Here is a 14,806-nt window from a genome sequence, read left to right as displayed (position 1 = left end):
GATTCGGGACACGGGCTAGCCCGCCGCCGTCTCCTGCTGCACGGCGGCGAGCTGGATCAGGTTGCCGCACGTGTCGTCGAGGACGGCGGTGGTCACCGGGCCCATCTCCACGGGCTCCTGGGTGAAACGGACCCCGAGGGCCGTCAGCCGCTCGTACTCCGCCCGCACGTCGTCGACGGCGAACTGCGCGAGCGGGATGCCGTCCGCGACGAGCGCGTCACGGTACGGCTTGACGGCCGGGTGCCCGGCGGGTTCCAGGAGGAGTTCGGTCCCGCCGGGCTCCTCGGCCGAGACCACGGTGAGCCAGCGGGCCCCTTCGCCCAGCGGGACGTCGTGCTTCTTCCGGAAGCCGAGGATCTCGGTGTAGAAGTGCTCGGCCTTCGCCTGGTCGTCGACGAAGACGCTGGTCATGTGGATCTTCATGGGGGTGCTCTCCTGTAGACGTGGAGCGGCAGTGGGGCCGCCCGCCCATTAACTCGTGGTCACCGGTGGGCGGCCAGCACCGCCGCGAGGCCCGCGCGCAGGTCGGCGACGAAATCCTCGGGGACTTCGAGCGACGGGAAGTGGCCCCCGGCGCCGGGCGTGTGCCACCGGACGATGTTCCGGAACCGCTCCCGCGCCCAGGGGCGCGGGCACTTCTCGATGTCGCGGGGATACACGGTGAGCGCCGACGGTACGTCGACCCGGAGGCCGGGGTCGAGCGAGTCGTGGCTTTCGTAGTAGATGCGGGCGGCCGACGCGCCGGCCCGGGTCAGCCAGTACAGGGTGACGTTGTCGAGGACGCGGTCCCTGGACATCGTCTCGAACGGGCTGTCCTCGGTGTCCGACCACTCGGCGAACTTGTCCAGGATCCAGGCGAGCAGCCCGACCGGCGAGTCGACGAGCGCGTAGCCGATGGTCTGCGGCCGGGCCGCCTGCTGCTTCGCGTACGCCGCGCGGGGGCCGCTCCAGAAGGCCCGGGTCTCCTCGGTCCACGCGCGCTCGGCCGCCGTCAGACCGTCCGTCGTCAGTCCGGGCGGGGCCTGCGGGGTCAGCGTGTGGATGCCGAGCACGTGCGCGGGGAACCTGCCGCCGAGGACGGTGGTGATCACCCCGCCCCAGTCCCCGCCGTGCGCGACGAACCGGTCGTACCCGAGCCGTCCCATCAGCTCCACCCAGGCGGCCGCGATCCGCTCGATGCCCCACCCGGTGGCGGCCGGCTTGTCGCTGTACCCGAAGCCCGGCAGCGACGGGACCACGACGTGGAAGGCCGGGGCGTCCGGGTCCCGGGGAGCCGCCAGCTCGTCCACGACATCGACGAACTCCGCGATGCTGCCCGGCCAGCCGTGCGTCATCAGCAGCGGAACGGCGTCCGCGCGCGCCGAGCGGCGGTGCAGGAAGTGGATGCCCAGGCCGTCGACGGTCGTACGGAACCGGCCGATCCGGTCGAGCCGCGCCTCGAACGCCCGCCAGTCGTACCCGGTGCGCCAGTACTCCACGAGCTCGGTGAGGTCGGCGAGCGGAATGCCCTGCTCCCATCGGCGCCGGCCGGGCGGGGCGCCCCGGACCGTCTCGGCCTCCGGCAGCCGCGCCGCGGCCAGTCGCGCGCGCAGATCGTCGAGGTCGGCGTCGGTCGCGCGGGCATCGCACACCCGTACGTCGTCGGAGGGGCGAGGCATGAGATCTCCAGGCCGTCGGGGAACCGGAACCGATCTATCGTGAACCGGCTAAGACGGTTCACGCAACCCCTCGCGCCGCATCGGAACCGGCTAGGCTGGTTCCCATGCGCTTCGGCTTCCCCGACTTCCGCCTCGGTCCCGTCCTCGCGACCAGCTTCACGGGCACGCTGTCGGAGCGTTCCGGGGATCCCGTGGAGCGCATTCCGGTACCGGGGCGGCTCGTCGACTGGCTCGCGGTGAGCGGCCTCGCCGTGGACTCCTGTACCGACGAGCAGCTCGACGGAGCCCGTGAGCTGCGGGAATCGATCCATGCCGCCGCCACCGCGGCCGCGCTCCGGGAGCCTCTCCCCGCCTCCGCCGTCCAGGTCATCAACGACCGCAGCGCCGAGGGCCGCGCCGCGGCGGTCCTGACGCCCGGCGGCACACGGCGCTGGCGGCTCGGCCCGACGTCCCCCGTGGCGGACGCCCTCGGTGTGATCGCCGCCGACGCGATCGCCGTCCTCGCGGGTGAGCGGGACGGGAAGCTGGCCCTGTGCGCCTCACCGACCTGCCGTGCCGTCTTCTTCGACACCAGTCAGAGCCGCACCCGCAAATGGTGCGACATGAACACCTGCGGCAACCGCCAGAAGAAGGCCCGCTTCCAGGCCGGTCGCGGCAAGGGATCCGGCCCGGCGCGCTGATCTCCGGCCTGCGTCTCTGCCTAGCGTCTCCGCGCCCTGAATGCGCCGGGGCGCCTCCCAAGGTCGATTGCATAAACGTGCAGCGAGACGTATAGTCATGCCATCTAGGAGGAGGGTTCCATGGCGGTACGCGCAGCAGTGGCAGGGGCGAGTGGATACGCGGGCGGCGAAGTGCTGCGCCTGCTTCTCGCCCACCCCGAGGTCGAGATCGGCGCCCTGACGGGCAACTCGAACGCGGGACAGCGCCTCGGTGCCCTCCAGCCCCATCTCTTCCCGCTCGCCGACCGCGTGCTCCAGGAGGCCACCGCCGACGTGCTCGCCGGGCACGACGTCGTCTTCCTGGCGCTGCCGCACGGCCAGTCCGCCGCCGTCGCCGAGCAGCTCGGCCCGGACGTGCTGGTGGTCGACATGGGCGCCGACTTCCGGCTGAAGGACGCCGCCGACTGGGAGGCGTTCTACGGCAGCCCGCACGCGGGCACCTGGCCCTACGGCCTGCCCGAACTCCCGGGCGCCCGAGCCGCGTTGGCCGGGACCCGGCGCGTCGCGGTGCCGGGCTGCTATCCGACCGCGGTCCTGCTGGCCCTCTTCCCGCTGTACGCGGCCGGGCTCGCCGGACCGGAGGCGGTGGTCGTCGCGGCGTCCGGCACCTCGGGCGCGGGCAAGGCCGCCCGGACGGACCTGCTCGGCAGCGAGGTCATGGGGAACATGTCGCCGTACGGCGTCGGCGGCGGCCACCGGCACACCCCCGAGATGATCCAGAACTTCAGCGCCGCCGCCGGGACCCGGGTCTCCGTGTCGTTCACGCCGACCCTCGCGCCCATGCCGCGCGGCATCCTCGCCACGTGCAGCGCCAAGGCCGTCCCGGGCGTGAGCGCCGAGACCGTCCGCGCCGCCTACGAGAAGGCGTACGCCGACGAACCGTTCGTGCACCTGCTGCCCGAGGGCCAGTGGCCGCAGACGGCGGCCGTGTACGGGTCGAACGCCGTGCAGATCCAGGTCGCCCATGACGCCGCCGCCGGCCGGGTCATCGTCATCAGCGCGATCGACAACCTGACCAAGGGCACCGCGGGCGGCGCCATCCAGTCCATGAACATCGCCCTGGGTCTCGACGAGACCACGGGACTTACGACGATCGGAGTCGCGCCGTGAGTGTGACGGCAGCCAAGGGATTCCAGGCGGCGGGCATCACCGCCGGGATCAAGGAGAGCGGGAACCCGGACCTGGCCCTCGTGGTCAACCGCGGGCCCCGTCTGGCGGCCGCGGGTGTGTTCACCTCCAACCGCGTCAAGGCCGCCCCGGTGCTGTGGTCCGAGCAGGTTCTCAAGGGCGGGCTCGTCTCCGCCGTGGTCCTCAACTCCGGTGGTGCCAACGCCTGTACGGGACCCAAGGGCTTCCAGGACACCCACGCCACCGCCGAGAAGGTAGCGGACGTCCTCGACCTGAACGCGGGCGAGGTCGCCGTGGCCTCCACCGGCCTCATCGGCGTCCTGCTCCCCATGGACAAGCTGCTCCCGGGCGTCGAGACGGCTGCGGGCCAGCTCTCCGAGCACGGGGGCGAGAAGGCCGCCATCGCCATCAAGACCACCGACACCGTGCACAAGACGGCGGTGTACGAGGGCGACGGCTGGACCGTCGGCGGCATGGCGAAGGGCGCCGGCATGCTGGCCCCCGGCCTCGCCACGATGCTCGTCGTCCTCACCACGGACGCCGACCTCGACAGCGACGTCCTCGACAGGGCGCTGCGCGACGCCACCCGCGTCACCTTCGACCGGGTCGACTCCGACGGCTGCATGTCGACCAACGACACCGTGCTGCTGCTCGCCTCCGGCGCCTCCGAAGTCGCCCCCGAGTACGCCGAGTTCGCCACCGCAGTACGGACCGTCTGCGACGACCTCGGCCGCCAGCTCATCGGCGACGCCGAGGGCGCCAGCAAGGACATCAAGGTCGAGGTGGTCAACGCCGCGACCGAGGACGACGCCGTCGAGGTGGGCCGCTCCATCGCCCGCAACAACCTCCTCAAGTGCGCCATCCACGGCGAGGACCCCAACTGGGGCCGGGTCCTGTCCGCCATCGGCACGACGAAGGCCGCCTTCGAGCCGGACCGGCTGAACGTCGCCATCAACGGCGTCTGGGTCTGCAAGAACGGCGGCGTCGGCGAGGACCGCGACCAGGTCGACATGCGCTACCGGGAGGTCGTCGTCACCGCCGACCTCGCCGCGGGCACCGAGACGGCGACGATCTGGACGAACGACCTGACCGCCGACTACGTCCACGAGAACAGCGCGTACTCCTCATGAGCGAGACGAACACGAGCGGGGCGAACACGAGCGGGGCGAAAGAGACCCAGCCCACGGCGCGCAAGCACACCGCGCTCCCCAAGGCGCAGACCCTCATCGAGGCGCTGCCCTGGCTGACCCGCCACCACGGCAAGACCGTCGTCATCAAGTTCGGCGGCAACGCCATGGTCGACGAGGAGCTGAAGGCCGCCTTCGCCCAGGACGTCGTCTTCCTGCACCACGCGGGCCTGAAGCCCGTCGTCGTGCACGGCGGCGGCCCGCAGATCAGCAGGGCGCTCGACCGGCACGGCATCGTCAGCGAGTTCAAGGCGGGCCTGCGCGTCACCACCGAGGACGCCATGGACGTCGTACGGATGGTGCTCGCCGGGCAGGTCCAGCGTGAGCTCGTCGGGCTGCTCAACCAGCACGGCCCGCTCGCCGTCGGCATCACCGGCGAGGACGCCCACACCATCACCGCCACCAAGCACCGCCCCCGCATCGAGGGCGAGCTGGTCGACATCGGCCGCGTCGGCGAGATCACCGAGATCGACACCGGCGCCATCGAGGCCCTGCTCGCCGACGGCCGCATCCCGGTCGTCTCCTCGATCGCCCGTTCCCAGGACGACCACCATGTCTACAACGTCAATGCTGATACGGCGGCTGCGGCACTCGCTGCTGCGCTGGACGCCGAGACGCTGATGGTGCTGACCGACGTCGAGGGCCTCTACGAGGACTGGCCCCACTCGGACGAGGTCATCAGCAGGCTCACGGCCGCCGAACTCGAGAAGCTGCTCCCCGACCTGGCGAGCGGCATGGTCCCGAAGATGGAGGGCTGCCTGCACGCCGTGCGCAACGGCGTGCACACCGCCCGCGTCATCGACGGCCGCGTCCAGCACTCGATCCTGCTGGAGATCTTCACCGACGAAGGCATCGGCACGATGGTCGTGGCCGATGCGGAGGGGGACACCAAGTCGTGAGCGGCAACGAAGAGCTGACGTCGCGCTGGCAGGGCGCGCTCATGAACAACTACGGCACCCCGCGGCTGCCCCTCGTCAAGGGCGCGGGCGCCACGCTGTGGGACGCCGACGGCAGGGAGTACACCGACTTCGTCGGCGGCATCGCGGTCAACGCCCTCGGCCACGCCCACCCCGCGATCATCGAGGCGGTCACCCGGCAGCTCGGCTCGCTCGGGCACGTGTCGAACCTGTTCATCGCCGAACCGCCCGTCGCCCTCGCCGAGCGGCTGCTCCAGCTGTTCGGCCGCGACGGCTCCGTCTTCTTCTGCAACTCGGGCGCCGAGGCCAACGAGGCCGCCTTCAAGATCGGCCGGCTCACCGGGCGGCGCCACATGGTGGCCACCACCGGCGGCTTCCACGGCCGCACGATGGGCTCCCTCGCCCTGACCGGCCAGCCCGGCAAGCAGGACGGCTTCACCCCGCTCCCGGGCGACGTCACGCATGTCCCGTACGGCGATGTGGACGCGCTCCGCGCCGCGGTCACCGAGGACACCGCGTTCGTCATCATCGAGCCGATCCAGGGTGAGAACGGCGTGGTCGTGCCGCCCGCCGGCTATCTGAAGGCGGCCCGCGAGATCACCCGCGCCACCGGCACCCTGCTCGTCCTCGACGAGGTGCAGACCGGCATCGGCCGCACCGGCCACTGGTTCGCACACCAGGCGGAGGAGGGCGTCGACCCGGACGTCGTCACGCTCGCCAAGGCCATCGGCGGCGGGCTGCCGCTCGGCGTGACCGTGGCGTTCGGCGAGACGGCGAAGCTGCTCAATCCCGGGCAGCACGGCACGACGTTCGGCGGCAACCCGACGGTGTGCGCCGCCGGACTCGCCGTGCTCGACACCATCGCCGCCGAGGGCCTGCTGGACAACACCAAGCGGGTCGGCGAGCGGCTGACGGCCGGAATCGAGTCGCTGGGACACCCGCTGGTCGGTCGTGTCCGGGGAGCCGGGCTGCTGCTGGGTATCGTGCTCAGCGGGCCGCGCGCACCCCAGGTGCAGCAGGCGGCCCAGGACGCGGGCTTCCTGGTGAACGCGCCCGCCCCCGACGTCGTCCGGCTGATGCCCCCGCTGAACCTGACCGACGCCGAGGCGGACGCGTTCCTCGCGGCGCTGCCCTCGGTCCTGGACGCCGCAGCGGCCGACGGGGAAGGACGATCCTGAGGATGGGACGACGACGATGAGCAGCCAAGCGGACTCCGCCGAGAGCGCGGCGAACACCGAGCGCGGTGTCAACGGCGCGCAGGGCCCGGCCGTGCCGCAGACGCGGACCGCGCGCCACCGCCGGATCGTGGACATCCTCAACCGGCAGCCGGTGCGCTCGCAGAGCCAGCTGGCGAAGCTGCTCTCCGACGACGGGCTGAGCGTCACCCAGGCCACGCTCTCCCGCGACCTCGACGAGCTGGGCGCGGTCAAGATCCGCAACACCAACGGCGAGCTGATCTACGCCGTGCCCAGCGAGGGCGGTTTCCGCACCCCGCAGGCCCCGCTCGGCGAGTCGGCGAAGGAGGAGCGCATGCGCCGCCTCGCCGGGGAACTGCTCATCTCCGCCGAGGCGTCGGCCAACCTCGTGGTGCTGCGCACCCCGCCGGGCGCCGCCCAGTTCCTGGCCTCGGCCATCGACCAGGCGGAGCTGCACGTCATCCTCGGCACGATCGCGGGCGACGACACGCTGATGCTGATCAGCCGGGACCCGGCGGGCGGCCAGGCGCTGGCCGAGCATCTGCTGCGGCTGGCGCAGAACGACCACTGAGAAACCGGCCGTTCGTGACCCGGCGCCCGCTCGTTCAGGCGGTGCGCCGGGACCGGTACGACATCCAGGCCGCCACGAGCGCGCCCGACACGTTGTGCCAGACCGAGAACACGGCGGCGGGCAGTGCGGCCAGCGGGCTGAAGTGGGCGGTCGCGAGGGAGGCGGCGAGCCCGGAGTTCTGCATGCCGACCTCGAAGGCCATCGCGCGCGACGCGGGCTTCCCGAGCCGGGCGGCCTTCCCCGCGCCGTAGCCGAGCGCGAGCCCGAGCCCGTTGTGCAGCACCACGGCGAGGAGGACCACCAGCGCGGCCGACTTGATCGCGGCGGCGCTGCCCGCCACGACCACCGCGACGATCACGGAGACCGTCAGCGCGGACAGCCAGGGCAGCGCGCTCAGCACCCGGTCCACGTACCGCCCGAACAGCAGCCGCACGACGAGGCCCGCGACCACCGGCAGCAGCACGGTCTTGAGGATGTCCGTCACCATCGAGCCCGCGTCCACCGGCAGGTACTCCCCGGCCAGCAGCAGCGTCAGGGGCGGAGTGACGAGCGGCGCGAGGACGGTGGAGACGGTCGCGACGGACACGGAGAGCGCGACGTCGCCGCGCGCGAGGTACGTCACGACGTTCGACGCCGTGCCGCTGGGCGCGCAGCCCACGAGGATCACGCCCGCCGCGAGCTGCGGCGACAGATCGAGGAGATTGGCGATCAGCCAGCCGAGCCCCGGCATGATCACGTAGTGCGCGACGAGCCCGATCCCGACGGCCCAGGGCCGCTGGGCGACCCCCTTGAAGTCGCCGAGGCTCATGGTCAGGCCCATGCAGAACATCACGATGCCCAGCAGGTACGGCACATCGGTCTTGAAGTCCGCGAACGCGTCCGGGAGCAGGAGCCCGAGCGCGCCCGCGACGAGGGCGAGCACCGGGAAGACGGTCACCGCGAGGCGGGCGGCGCGGTCGGTCGACGAGCTCTCGGGGGCGCTCCGGGTGGGGGATTCGGTTTCGCTTGGCACCGGGCGATGCAACGCCGCGACGGCGGGGCCGTGCAACCGCGTCTCGATATGTGGTCAGTACATCTTATTGTCGCGGCCGGTCCCGGTGTCAGTACTTCGTGATCGCCGTCGCCCCGCCCGCCGTCCCGATCGCGATGTGCGGAGCCCGCCCCGGCCGCACCCAGGTCAGGATCCGCCGCATGGCGTCCTTCGGCACGGACACACAACCGGCCGTCGCCGCCCGCCCGTTGACGTGCAGGAAGATCCCGGCGCCGCGCCCGCGCACCGGACGGTCGTAGTTGAAGCCGATCACGAGGGCGTGCGCGTACTGGGTGCCGTAGTCGGCGAGATGCTCGGACTCCGACGCACGGCAGTCGGCCGGACGGGGCTGCGTCCAGCGGTTGTAGGAGCGGGACCGGTTGTCCTGGCACCACCAGGAGGAGTCGCGCACCCGCCGGTACGTGACCGATGTGCCGCCCGGCGCCGCCCTGGTGCCGAAGGCGAAGGGGAGGTCGTAGAGCCCGGCCGGGGTGGTGTTCGTGCCCTGCTCGCGGCCGCTCCCCGCCACGAGCCCCTTCGCCCCGAACCGCGCGGGCGCCGAACCGGCCTTCACCCAGCGGCCGTCGGAGCGCCGGTCCCACCAGGTGACGGTGCCGGACGTCGAGGACGCGCGGGGCGCCTCGGCGGTGATCAGCTGGCTGCCGCCGCCGGTGTCCGCCATCCGGGCGGGCAGCGGCGCGGCGGCGCTCGCGGAGGGAGCGCCGCCGAGTGCGGCGCAGACGACGACAGTTGCGGCGATACCTGCTCGTAAGGGACGCATGGTCAGAAGCTAGCGGGCGGCAGCGGCAACGGCAGCCCCGGAAGTCCGTCCAGGCTGGTTCCGATGTGTTCCTTCTTCTGGAAGTACGCGTCGAGGCCGGCGTCGTCCTTGCGCGCGAAGAAGTCCCCGTGCAGCGTGCGCTCCTCGTCGTACGTCATGAAGGGAACGGCGTATCCGCAGGTGTCCCGGACGAGTTCGGCCCGTACGAGGATGATCGCGCGCAGCCCGTTGCGCGTCGGGTCGATGGCGTCGAAGTGTCCGAGGAGGTCGTCGAAGCGCGGGTCGTCACGGAAGACGGGTTCGCCGCGGCCGTGCACCCGGACGATGGTCGGCGGCCCCTGGAAGGCGCACCACATGAGGGTGATCCGGCCGTTCTCGCGCAGGTGCGCGACGGTCTCGGCGTTGGAGCCCGCGAAGTCGAGATAGGCCACGGTGCGGTCGTCGAGGACGGCGAACGACCCCTTGAGGCCCTTGGGGGAGAGGTTCACCGTGCCGTCGCCGGCCAGCGGGGCCGTGGCGGTGAAGAAGAGAGGCTGGGACTCGATGAAGGTGCGCAGTCTGCCGTCGATGCTCTCGTAGGTTTTGCCCATGCGGGGAGTATGACGAAGTGGATCACATGGTGGACAGCGTATTTTGAATAGCGAGACGGAGCGCGGTGCGCGATGCCGCGATTGACGATTCATGCGTGACTCTGCATAATCATGCATGACAACCACCGGCTTGAGGAGCAGAGCACGTGAGCAGCAACACCGGCGATGTCCGCCTCTGGGGCGGCCGGTTCGCCGACGGCCCCGCCGAGGCCCTGGCGAAACTCTCCGCCTCCGTCCACTTCGACTGGCGCCTCGCGCCGTACGACATCGCGGGCTCCCGCGCCCACGCGCGCGTGCTCACCAAGGCGGGCCTGCTCACCGACGACGAGCTGACCCGCATGATCGCCGGTCTCGACCAGCTCGAAGGCGATGTCGCGGACGGCTCCTTCGTCGGCACCATGGCCGACGAGGACGTGCACACCGCCCTGGAGCGCGGCCTCCTGGAGCGCCTCGGCGCCGACCTCGGCGGCAAGCTGCGCGCGGGACGTTCGCGCAACGACCAGGTGGCGACGCTCTTCCGGATGTACCTGCGCGACGAGGCCCGGATCATCGGCGGGCTGATCGCCGACCTCCAGGAGGCCCTCGTCGGCCTCGCCGAGGCGCACCCGGACACCGCGATGCCCGGCCGCACCCACCTCCAGCACGCCCAGCCGGTGCTCTTCGCCCACCACGTGCTCGCCCATGTCCAGGCGCTCTCCCGGGACGCGGAGCGGCTGCGGCAGTGGGACGAGCGCACGGCGGTCTCGCCGTACGGCTCGGGCGCCCTCGCCGGCTCCTCGCTCGGCCTCGACCCGGAGGCCGTCGCCCGCGACCTCGGCTTCGAGCACGGCTCCGTCGGCAACTCCATCGACGGCACGGCCTCGCGCGACTTCGTCGCCGAGTTCACCTTCATCACCGCGATGATCGGCGTGAACATCTCCCGGATCGCCGAGGAGATCATCCTGTGGAACACGAAGGAGTTCTCCTTCGTCACCCTCCACGACGCCTTCTCCACCGGCTCGTCGATCATGCCGCAGAAGAAGAACCCGGACATCGCCGAGCTGGCCCGGGGCAAGTCCGGCCGCCTCATCGGGAACCTGACCGGCCTGATGGCGACGCTCAAGGCGCTGCCCCTCGCCTACAACCGCGACCTCCAGGAGGACAAGGAGCCGGTCTTCGACTCCTGCGACCAGCTGCGCCTCCTGCTCCCGGCCTTCACCGGCATGATGGCCACGCTCACGGTCAACCGGGAGCGCATGGAGGAGCTGGCCCCGGCCGGCTTCTCGCTGGCCACCGACATCGCCGAGTGGCTGGTGAAGCAGGGCGTGCCGTTCCGCGTCGCCCACGAGGTCGCCGGCGAGTGCGTCAAGGTCGCCGAGGCCGAGCACAAGGAGCTCGACGGGCTCACCGACGAGCAGTTCGCGAAGATCTCCGAGCACCTCACGCCCGAGGTCCGCACGGTCCTGAACGTGCCGGGCGCCCTCGCCTCCCGCGACGGCCGCGGCGGCACCGCCCCCAGCGCCGTCGCCGTCCAGCTCGCGGAGCTCAAGCAGGACCTGGGCGTCCAGCGCGCCTGGGCCGACGCCAAGAAGTAACCGGCAGACACGCACCGAGGGCCCGGTTCGTCCGTACGAGGACGAACCGGGCCCTCGTCGTCGATACCGGCGGCGGTGGGTGGCAGCGGATCAGCGGCGGGCCCTGGCCCCGCCGCCGTAGCTCGACAGGTCCATCAGCAGCCCGAGCAGCACGACCAGCCAGCCGATGCCGCGCACCCCGGCCACGGGCGCGTACGCGAACACGAAGCCCAGCGTCGTCCAGGGCAGGAAGACCAGGCCGAGCAGCGGCAGCAGCACCCCGGTGAACGCCCGGTCCACGAGGTTCGTGAAGAGCCATGTGATCACGAGGGCGACGCGCGGCCCGATCGCCGCCATCGCCGCGAAGATGCAGCACCCCATGCCCGTACCTCCCGAGACTCACTCCGTCCCGTCAGTCGTAACACCGGGTGAGCGGGCGGGCCACCGGAGTCACGGCCATCGTCCGCGCGCCAAAATAATGAGACATCAATGTCTCATGTGGCTTACTCTTGTCTCATGTCAGTCGATCGCGAACAGGTGCTGCGCAACGCCGCCGCCCTGCTCACCCGCAAGTCCACCGCCACGATGGACGAGGTCGCCCGGGCCGCCGGCATCAGTCGCGCGACCCTGCACCGCCACTTCGCGGGCCGCGACGCCCTCGTCCGCGCCCTGGAGAGCCTCGGCATCCAGGAGTGCGAGACGGCGCTCGACCTGGCCCGGCTCGACGAGGGCCCGGCCGAGGACGCGCTGCGCCGCCTGATCCGGGAGATGGAGCCGGCGGCCCCGCTGCTCGCCTTCCTCACCACGGAGAACCAGCTCTTCGAGGGCGAGGGGCAGAACGCGGGCTGGGAGCGGCTCGACGGCCGCATGGTGGCGCTGTTCCGGCGCGGCCAGGAAGCCGGCGAGTTCCGCATCGACCTGACACCGGCCTGGCTCTGCGAGGCGCTCTACGGCCTCATCGGCAGCGGCGCCTGGGCCGTACAGGACGGCCGCGTCGCGGCCAAGGACTTCTCATACATGATCGCCGAGCTGCTGCTCGGCGGCGCACGACGGAGCGTGGAACCATGACCAGCACACACCAGCGCACCCCCGCGGCGGAGGTGGTGTCGCGCCCCGGCCGGTGGCTCGCCCTCTGCGTCCTCGTGCTCGCCGTGCTGCTCGTCGCCGTGGACGCGACGGTCCTCGGACTCGCGACCCCGTACATCAGTGAGGACCTCGAGCCGACCGGCACCCAGCTGCTGTGGATCGGCGACGTCTACTCCTTCGTCATCGCCGGACTCCTGGTGTCCATGGGCAGCCTCGGCGACCGCATCGGCCGCAAGAAGCTGCTGCTGACGGGCGCCGTCGCGTTCGGCGCGGTCTCGGTGCTCAACGCGTACGCCACGACGCCGGAGCTGATGATCCTGGCGCGCGCCCTCCTCGGTGTCGCGGGCGCCACGCTCATGCCCTCCACCCTCGCCCTGATCCGGAACATCTTCCACGACCCGCGCGAGCGCTCCCTCGCCGTCGGCATCTGGGGCGCCATGGCGTCCGCCGGTGCCGCGGTGGGCCCGGTCGTCGGCGGCTTCCTGCTCGAACACTTCTGGTGGGGCTCGGTCTTCCTGATCAACCTCCCCGTGATGGCGGTCCTGGTCGTCGTCGGCGCGAAGCTCATCCCCGAGTCGAAGAACCCCGTCCCCGGCCCCTGGGACCTGGCCAGTGTCGGCCTCTCCCTGATCGGCATGATCGGTGTGGTCTACGCGATCAAGGAGGCGGCGGCGCACGGTGTCAGCTGGGAGGTCGTGGCGGCCGCGGTCGTCGGCGTGGCGGCCCTGGTCACCTTCGTCCGGCGCCAACTCACCCTCGCCTCACCCCTGCTGGACATGCGGCTGTTCCGCAACCGCGGCTTCTCCGGCGCCGTCCTCGCCGACCTGCTCACGATCCTGGGCCTCGCGGGCCTGATCTTCTTCCTGTCCCAGTTCCTCCAACTGGTCCAGGGCCGCAGGCCGTTCGAGGCGGGCCTGGCCGAACTCCCGGCCGCGGTCGGAGCGGTGGGCGCGGGCCTGATCGCCGGATTCGTGGCGCGCCGCTTCTCGGTGCGCGTCGTGGTGGCGGGCGGCCTGGCGGCGGTGGGCCTGGCCCTGGCCGCACTCACGACGCTGAGCAAGTCGACGGGCTACCCGCTGCTCGGCACCGTCCTCCTGGTCGTCGGCGTCGGCGCCGGCTTCTCCTTCACGGTGACGGCCGACGTGATCCTCTCCAGCGTCCCCAAGGAGCAGGCGGGCGCCGCGTCCGCGGTCTCCGAGACGGCGTACGAACTCGGCGCGGCCCTCGGCATCGCCCTGCTCGGCTCGATCGTCACGGGCGTCTACGCGGGCTTCACGGCGCCCGCCGGGACCCCGGACGCGGTGGCCTCGGCCGCCCACGAATCCCTCGGCGGCGCGGTCGAATCGGCCTCGGCCCTGCCACCGTCCCAGGCCCACGACCTCCTGACGTCGGCCCAGAACGCCTTCGTGGACGGCCTCCAGGTGGCAGCGGGAGTGGGCGCGGCGGTCCTCCTGGCCACATCGGTGGCGGCCTGGTTCATGCTGAGAGGCCAACACCTGGAGAACTGACCCAGCCGTGGGCACCGCCTTGGGCAATCTGCCGCCACCCCCGCCGCCTTGGGCAATCTGCCGCCCCCGCCCCGGCCCACCCCCGCCGCCTTGGGCAATCTGCCGCCAGGGGCGGCAGGGTGGGCAAGGCGGCACCCCGGCGCCGGGCAGGCGCCTCGACGGGCCCCGGCCCACGGCCCCGCCCCAGAACGCCGACGGGCCCGTCGGAGAAATCTCCGACGGGCCCACGGCACGGGTCGAAAACGCCTACGCGGCCTTCGCCTTAGTGGCGTACATGTCCACATACTCCTGCCCCGACAACCGCATGACCTCAGCCATCACGGAGTCGGTCACAGCCCGCAGCACGTACCGGTCACGCCCCATCCCGTCGTACCGCGAGAACTCCATGGGCTCCCCGAACCGCACGGTCACCCGCCCGGGCCGCGGCATCCCGGCGCCACCCGGCTGCAGCTTGTCCGTGCCGATCATGGCGAACGGCACCACCGGCGCCCCGGTCATCAGCGTCAGCCGCGCGATACCCGTACGACCGCGGTACAGGCGTCCGTCGGGGGAGCGGGTCCCCTCCGGGTAGATGCCGAAGATCCGGCCCTCCTCCAGGATGCGACGGCCCGTCATCAGCGCGGCCACCCCGCCGTTGGCACCGTCCCGGTCCACCGGGATCATGCCGACGCCGGTGAAGAACCAGGCCATGAGCCGGCCCTTGAGCGTCTTCCCCGTGACGTACTCGTCCTTGCCGATGAAGCACACCTGCCGGTCGCAGACGACCGGCAGGATCATCGAGTCGATGAAGGTCAGGTGGTTGCCCGCCAGAATGACGGGACCGGTGCCCGGGATGTTCTCGGCGCCTTCCACACGGGTGCGGAACATCAGGCGCATGATCGG

At 71.7% G+C, this 14,806-nt stretch carries 16 protein-coding genes; 9 read left to right on the top strand and 7 right to left on the bottom strand.

The window, feature by feature from the left end; genetic code table 11:
- Nucleotides 1–15: 15 nt before the first annotated feature.
- Entirely contained in the window at nt 16–423 is a 408-nt protein-coding gene (locus K377_RS25030; RefSeq protein WP_111665748.1) for a VOC family protein, read from the bottom strand.
- Between the two features lie 59 nt (nt 424–482).
- Entirely contained in the window at nt 483–1,658 is a 1,176-nt protein-coding gene (locus K377_RS25025) for an epoxide hydrolase family protein (RefSeq protein ID WP_111665747.1), read from the bottom strand.
- Nucleotides 1,659–1,762: 104 nt separating this feature from the next.
- Here K377_RS25025 and K377_RS25020 point away from each other — a divergent pair, with 104 nt between their 5' ends.
- From K377_RS25020 to K377_RS24995, 6 genes are all read left to right on the top strand, one after another.
- Nucleotides 1,763–2,338 carry an ABATE domain-containing protein gene (locus K377_RS25020; protein ID WP_111665746.1) on the top strand — a complete coding sequence of 192 codons (576 nt, stop codon included), beginning with the start codon at nt 1,763–1,765 and terminating at the stop codon, nt 2,336–2,338.
- A 120-nt stretch (nt 2,339–2,458) separates the two neighbouring features.
- Complete coding sequence (argC, locus tag K377_RS25015) at nt 2,459–3,487, top strand: N-acetyl-gamma-glutamyl-phosphate reductase (RefSeq protein ID WP_111665745.1); 1,029 nt, start codon at nt 2,459–2,461, stop codon at nt 3,485–3,487.
- The gene (argJ, locus tag K377_RS25010) at nt 3,484–4,635 is read left to right on the top strand and encodes a bifunctional glutamate N-acetyltransferase/amino-acid acetyltransferase ArgJ (protein WP_111665744.1); all 1,152 of its coding nucleotides are present in this window, start codon (nt 3,484–3,486) and stop codon (nt 4,633–4,635) included. The genes argC and argJ overlap by 4 nt, the downstream gene beginning before the upstream one ends.
- Nucleotides 4,632–5,591 (top strand): acetylglutamate kinase, encoded by a 960-nt coding sequence (gene argB / locus K377_RS25005; protein ID WP_111665743.1) that lies wholly within the window; start codon nt 4,632–4,634, stop codon nt 5,589–5,591. The genes argJ and argB overlap by 4 nt, the downstream gene beginning before the upstream one ends.
- Nucleotides 5,588–6,787 carry an acetylornithine transaminase gene (locus K377_RS25000; protein WP_111665742.1) on the top strand — a complete coding sequence of 400 codons (1,200 nt, stop codon included), beginning with the start codon at nt 5,588–5,590 and terminating at the stop codon, nt 6,785–6,787. The genes argB and K377_RS25000 overlap by 4 nt, the downstream gene beginning before the upstream one ends.
- A gap of 16 nt (nt 6,788–6,803) precedes the next feature.
- Nucleotides 6,804–7,376 carry an arginine repressor gene (locus tag K377_RS24995; RefSeq protein WP_202454760.1) on the top strand — a complete coding sequence of 191 codons (573 nt, stop codon included), beginning with the start codon at nt 6,804–6,806 and terminating at the stop codon, nt 7,374–7,376.
- Between the two features lie 34 nt (nt 7,377–7,410).
- Here K377_RS24995 and K377_RS24990 read toward each other — a convergent pair whose 3' ends face one another.
- The 3 genes from K377_RS24990 to K377_RS24980 form a co-directional block, all read right to left on the bottom strand.
- Nucleotides 7,411–8,388, bottom strand: a complete 978-nt coding sequence (locus K377_RS24990) for a bile acid:sodium symporter family protein (RefSeq protein ID WP_111665828.1) — start codon at nt 8,386–8,388, stop codon at nt 7,411–7,413.
- An 88-nt stretch (nt 8,389–8,476) separates the two neighbouring features.
- Nucleotides 8,477–9,187 (bottom strand): L,D-transpeptidase, encoded by a 711-nt coding sequence (locus K377_RS24985; protein ID WP_111665741.1) that lies wholly within the window; start codon nt 9,185–9,187, stop codon nt 8,477–8,479.
- 2 nt (nt 9,188–9,189) lie between these two features.
- Nucleotides 9,190–9,777, bottom strand: a complete 588-nt coding sequence (locus K377_RS24980) for a pyridoxamine 5'-phosphate oxidase family protein (protein ID WP_111665740.1) — start codon at nt 9,775–9,777, stop codon at nt 9,190–9,192.
- 146 nt (nt 9,778–9,923) lie between these two features.
- Here K377_RS24980 and argH point away from each other — a divergent pair, with 146 nt between their 5' ends.
- Entirely contained in the window at nt 9,924–11,351 is a 1,428-nt protein-coding gene (gene argH / locus K377_RS24975) for an argininosuccinate lyase (protein WP_111665739.1), read from the top strand.
- Between the two features lie 90 nt (nt 11,352–11,441).
- Here argH and K377_RS24970 read toward each other — a convergent pair whose 3' ends face one another.
- Complete coding sequence (locus tag K377_RS24970) at nt 11,442–11,711, bottom strand: hypothetical protein (RefSeq protein ID WP_111665738.1); 270 nt, start codon at nt 11,709–11,711, stop codon at nt 11,442–11,444.
- Nucleotides 11,712–11,846: 135 nt separating this feature from the next.
- On the opposite strand from K377_RS24970, the gene K377_RS24965 reads away from it, so the two are divergent.
- Nucleotides 11,847–12,398 carry a TetR/AcrR family transcriptional regulator gene (locus tag K377_RS24965; RefSeq protein ID WP_220093183.1) on the top strand — a complete coding sequence of 184 codons (552 nt, stop codon included), beginning with the start codon at nt 11,847–11,849 and terminating at the stop codon, nt 12,396–12,398.
- Nucleotides 12,395–13,924 carry an MFS transporter gene (locus tag K377_RS24960; protein WP_111665736.1) on the top strand — a complete coding sequence of 510 codons (1,530 nt, stop codon included), beginning with the start codon at nt 12,395–12,397 and terminating at the stop codon, nt 13,922–13,924. Before K377_RS24965 ends, K377_RS24960 begins: the two co-directional genes overlap by 4 nt.
- A gap of 246 nt (nt 13,925–14,170) precedes the next feature.
- Here the strand turns inward: K377_RS24960 and K377_RS24955 are convergent, their stop codons facing one another.
- Complete coding sequence (locus tag K377_RS24955) at nt 14,171–14,800, bottom strand: 1-acyl-sn-glycerol-3-phosphate acyltransferase (protein ID WP_237551424.1); 630 nt, start codon at nt 14,798–14,800, stop codon at nt 14,171–14,173.
- Between the last annotated feature and the right edge of the window lie 6 nt (nt 14,801–14,806).

Origin of the sequence: Streptomyces sp. PsTaAH-137 (genome assembly GCF_003259365.1) — a bacterium.
Classification (GTDB): Bacteria; Actinomycetota; Actinomycetes; order Streptomycetales; family Streptomycetaceae; genus Streptomyces.
Note: the sequence above shows the minus strand (reverse complement) of the source record. Positions and strands in the feature narration are given on the sequence as shown.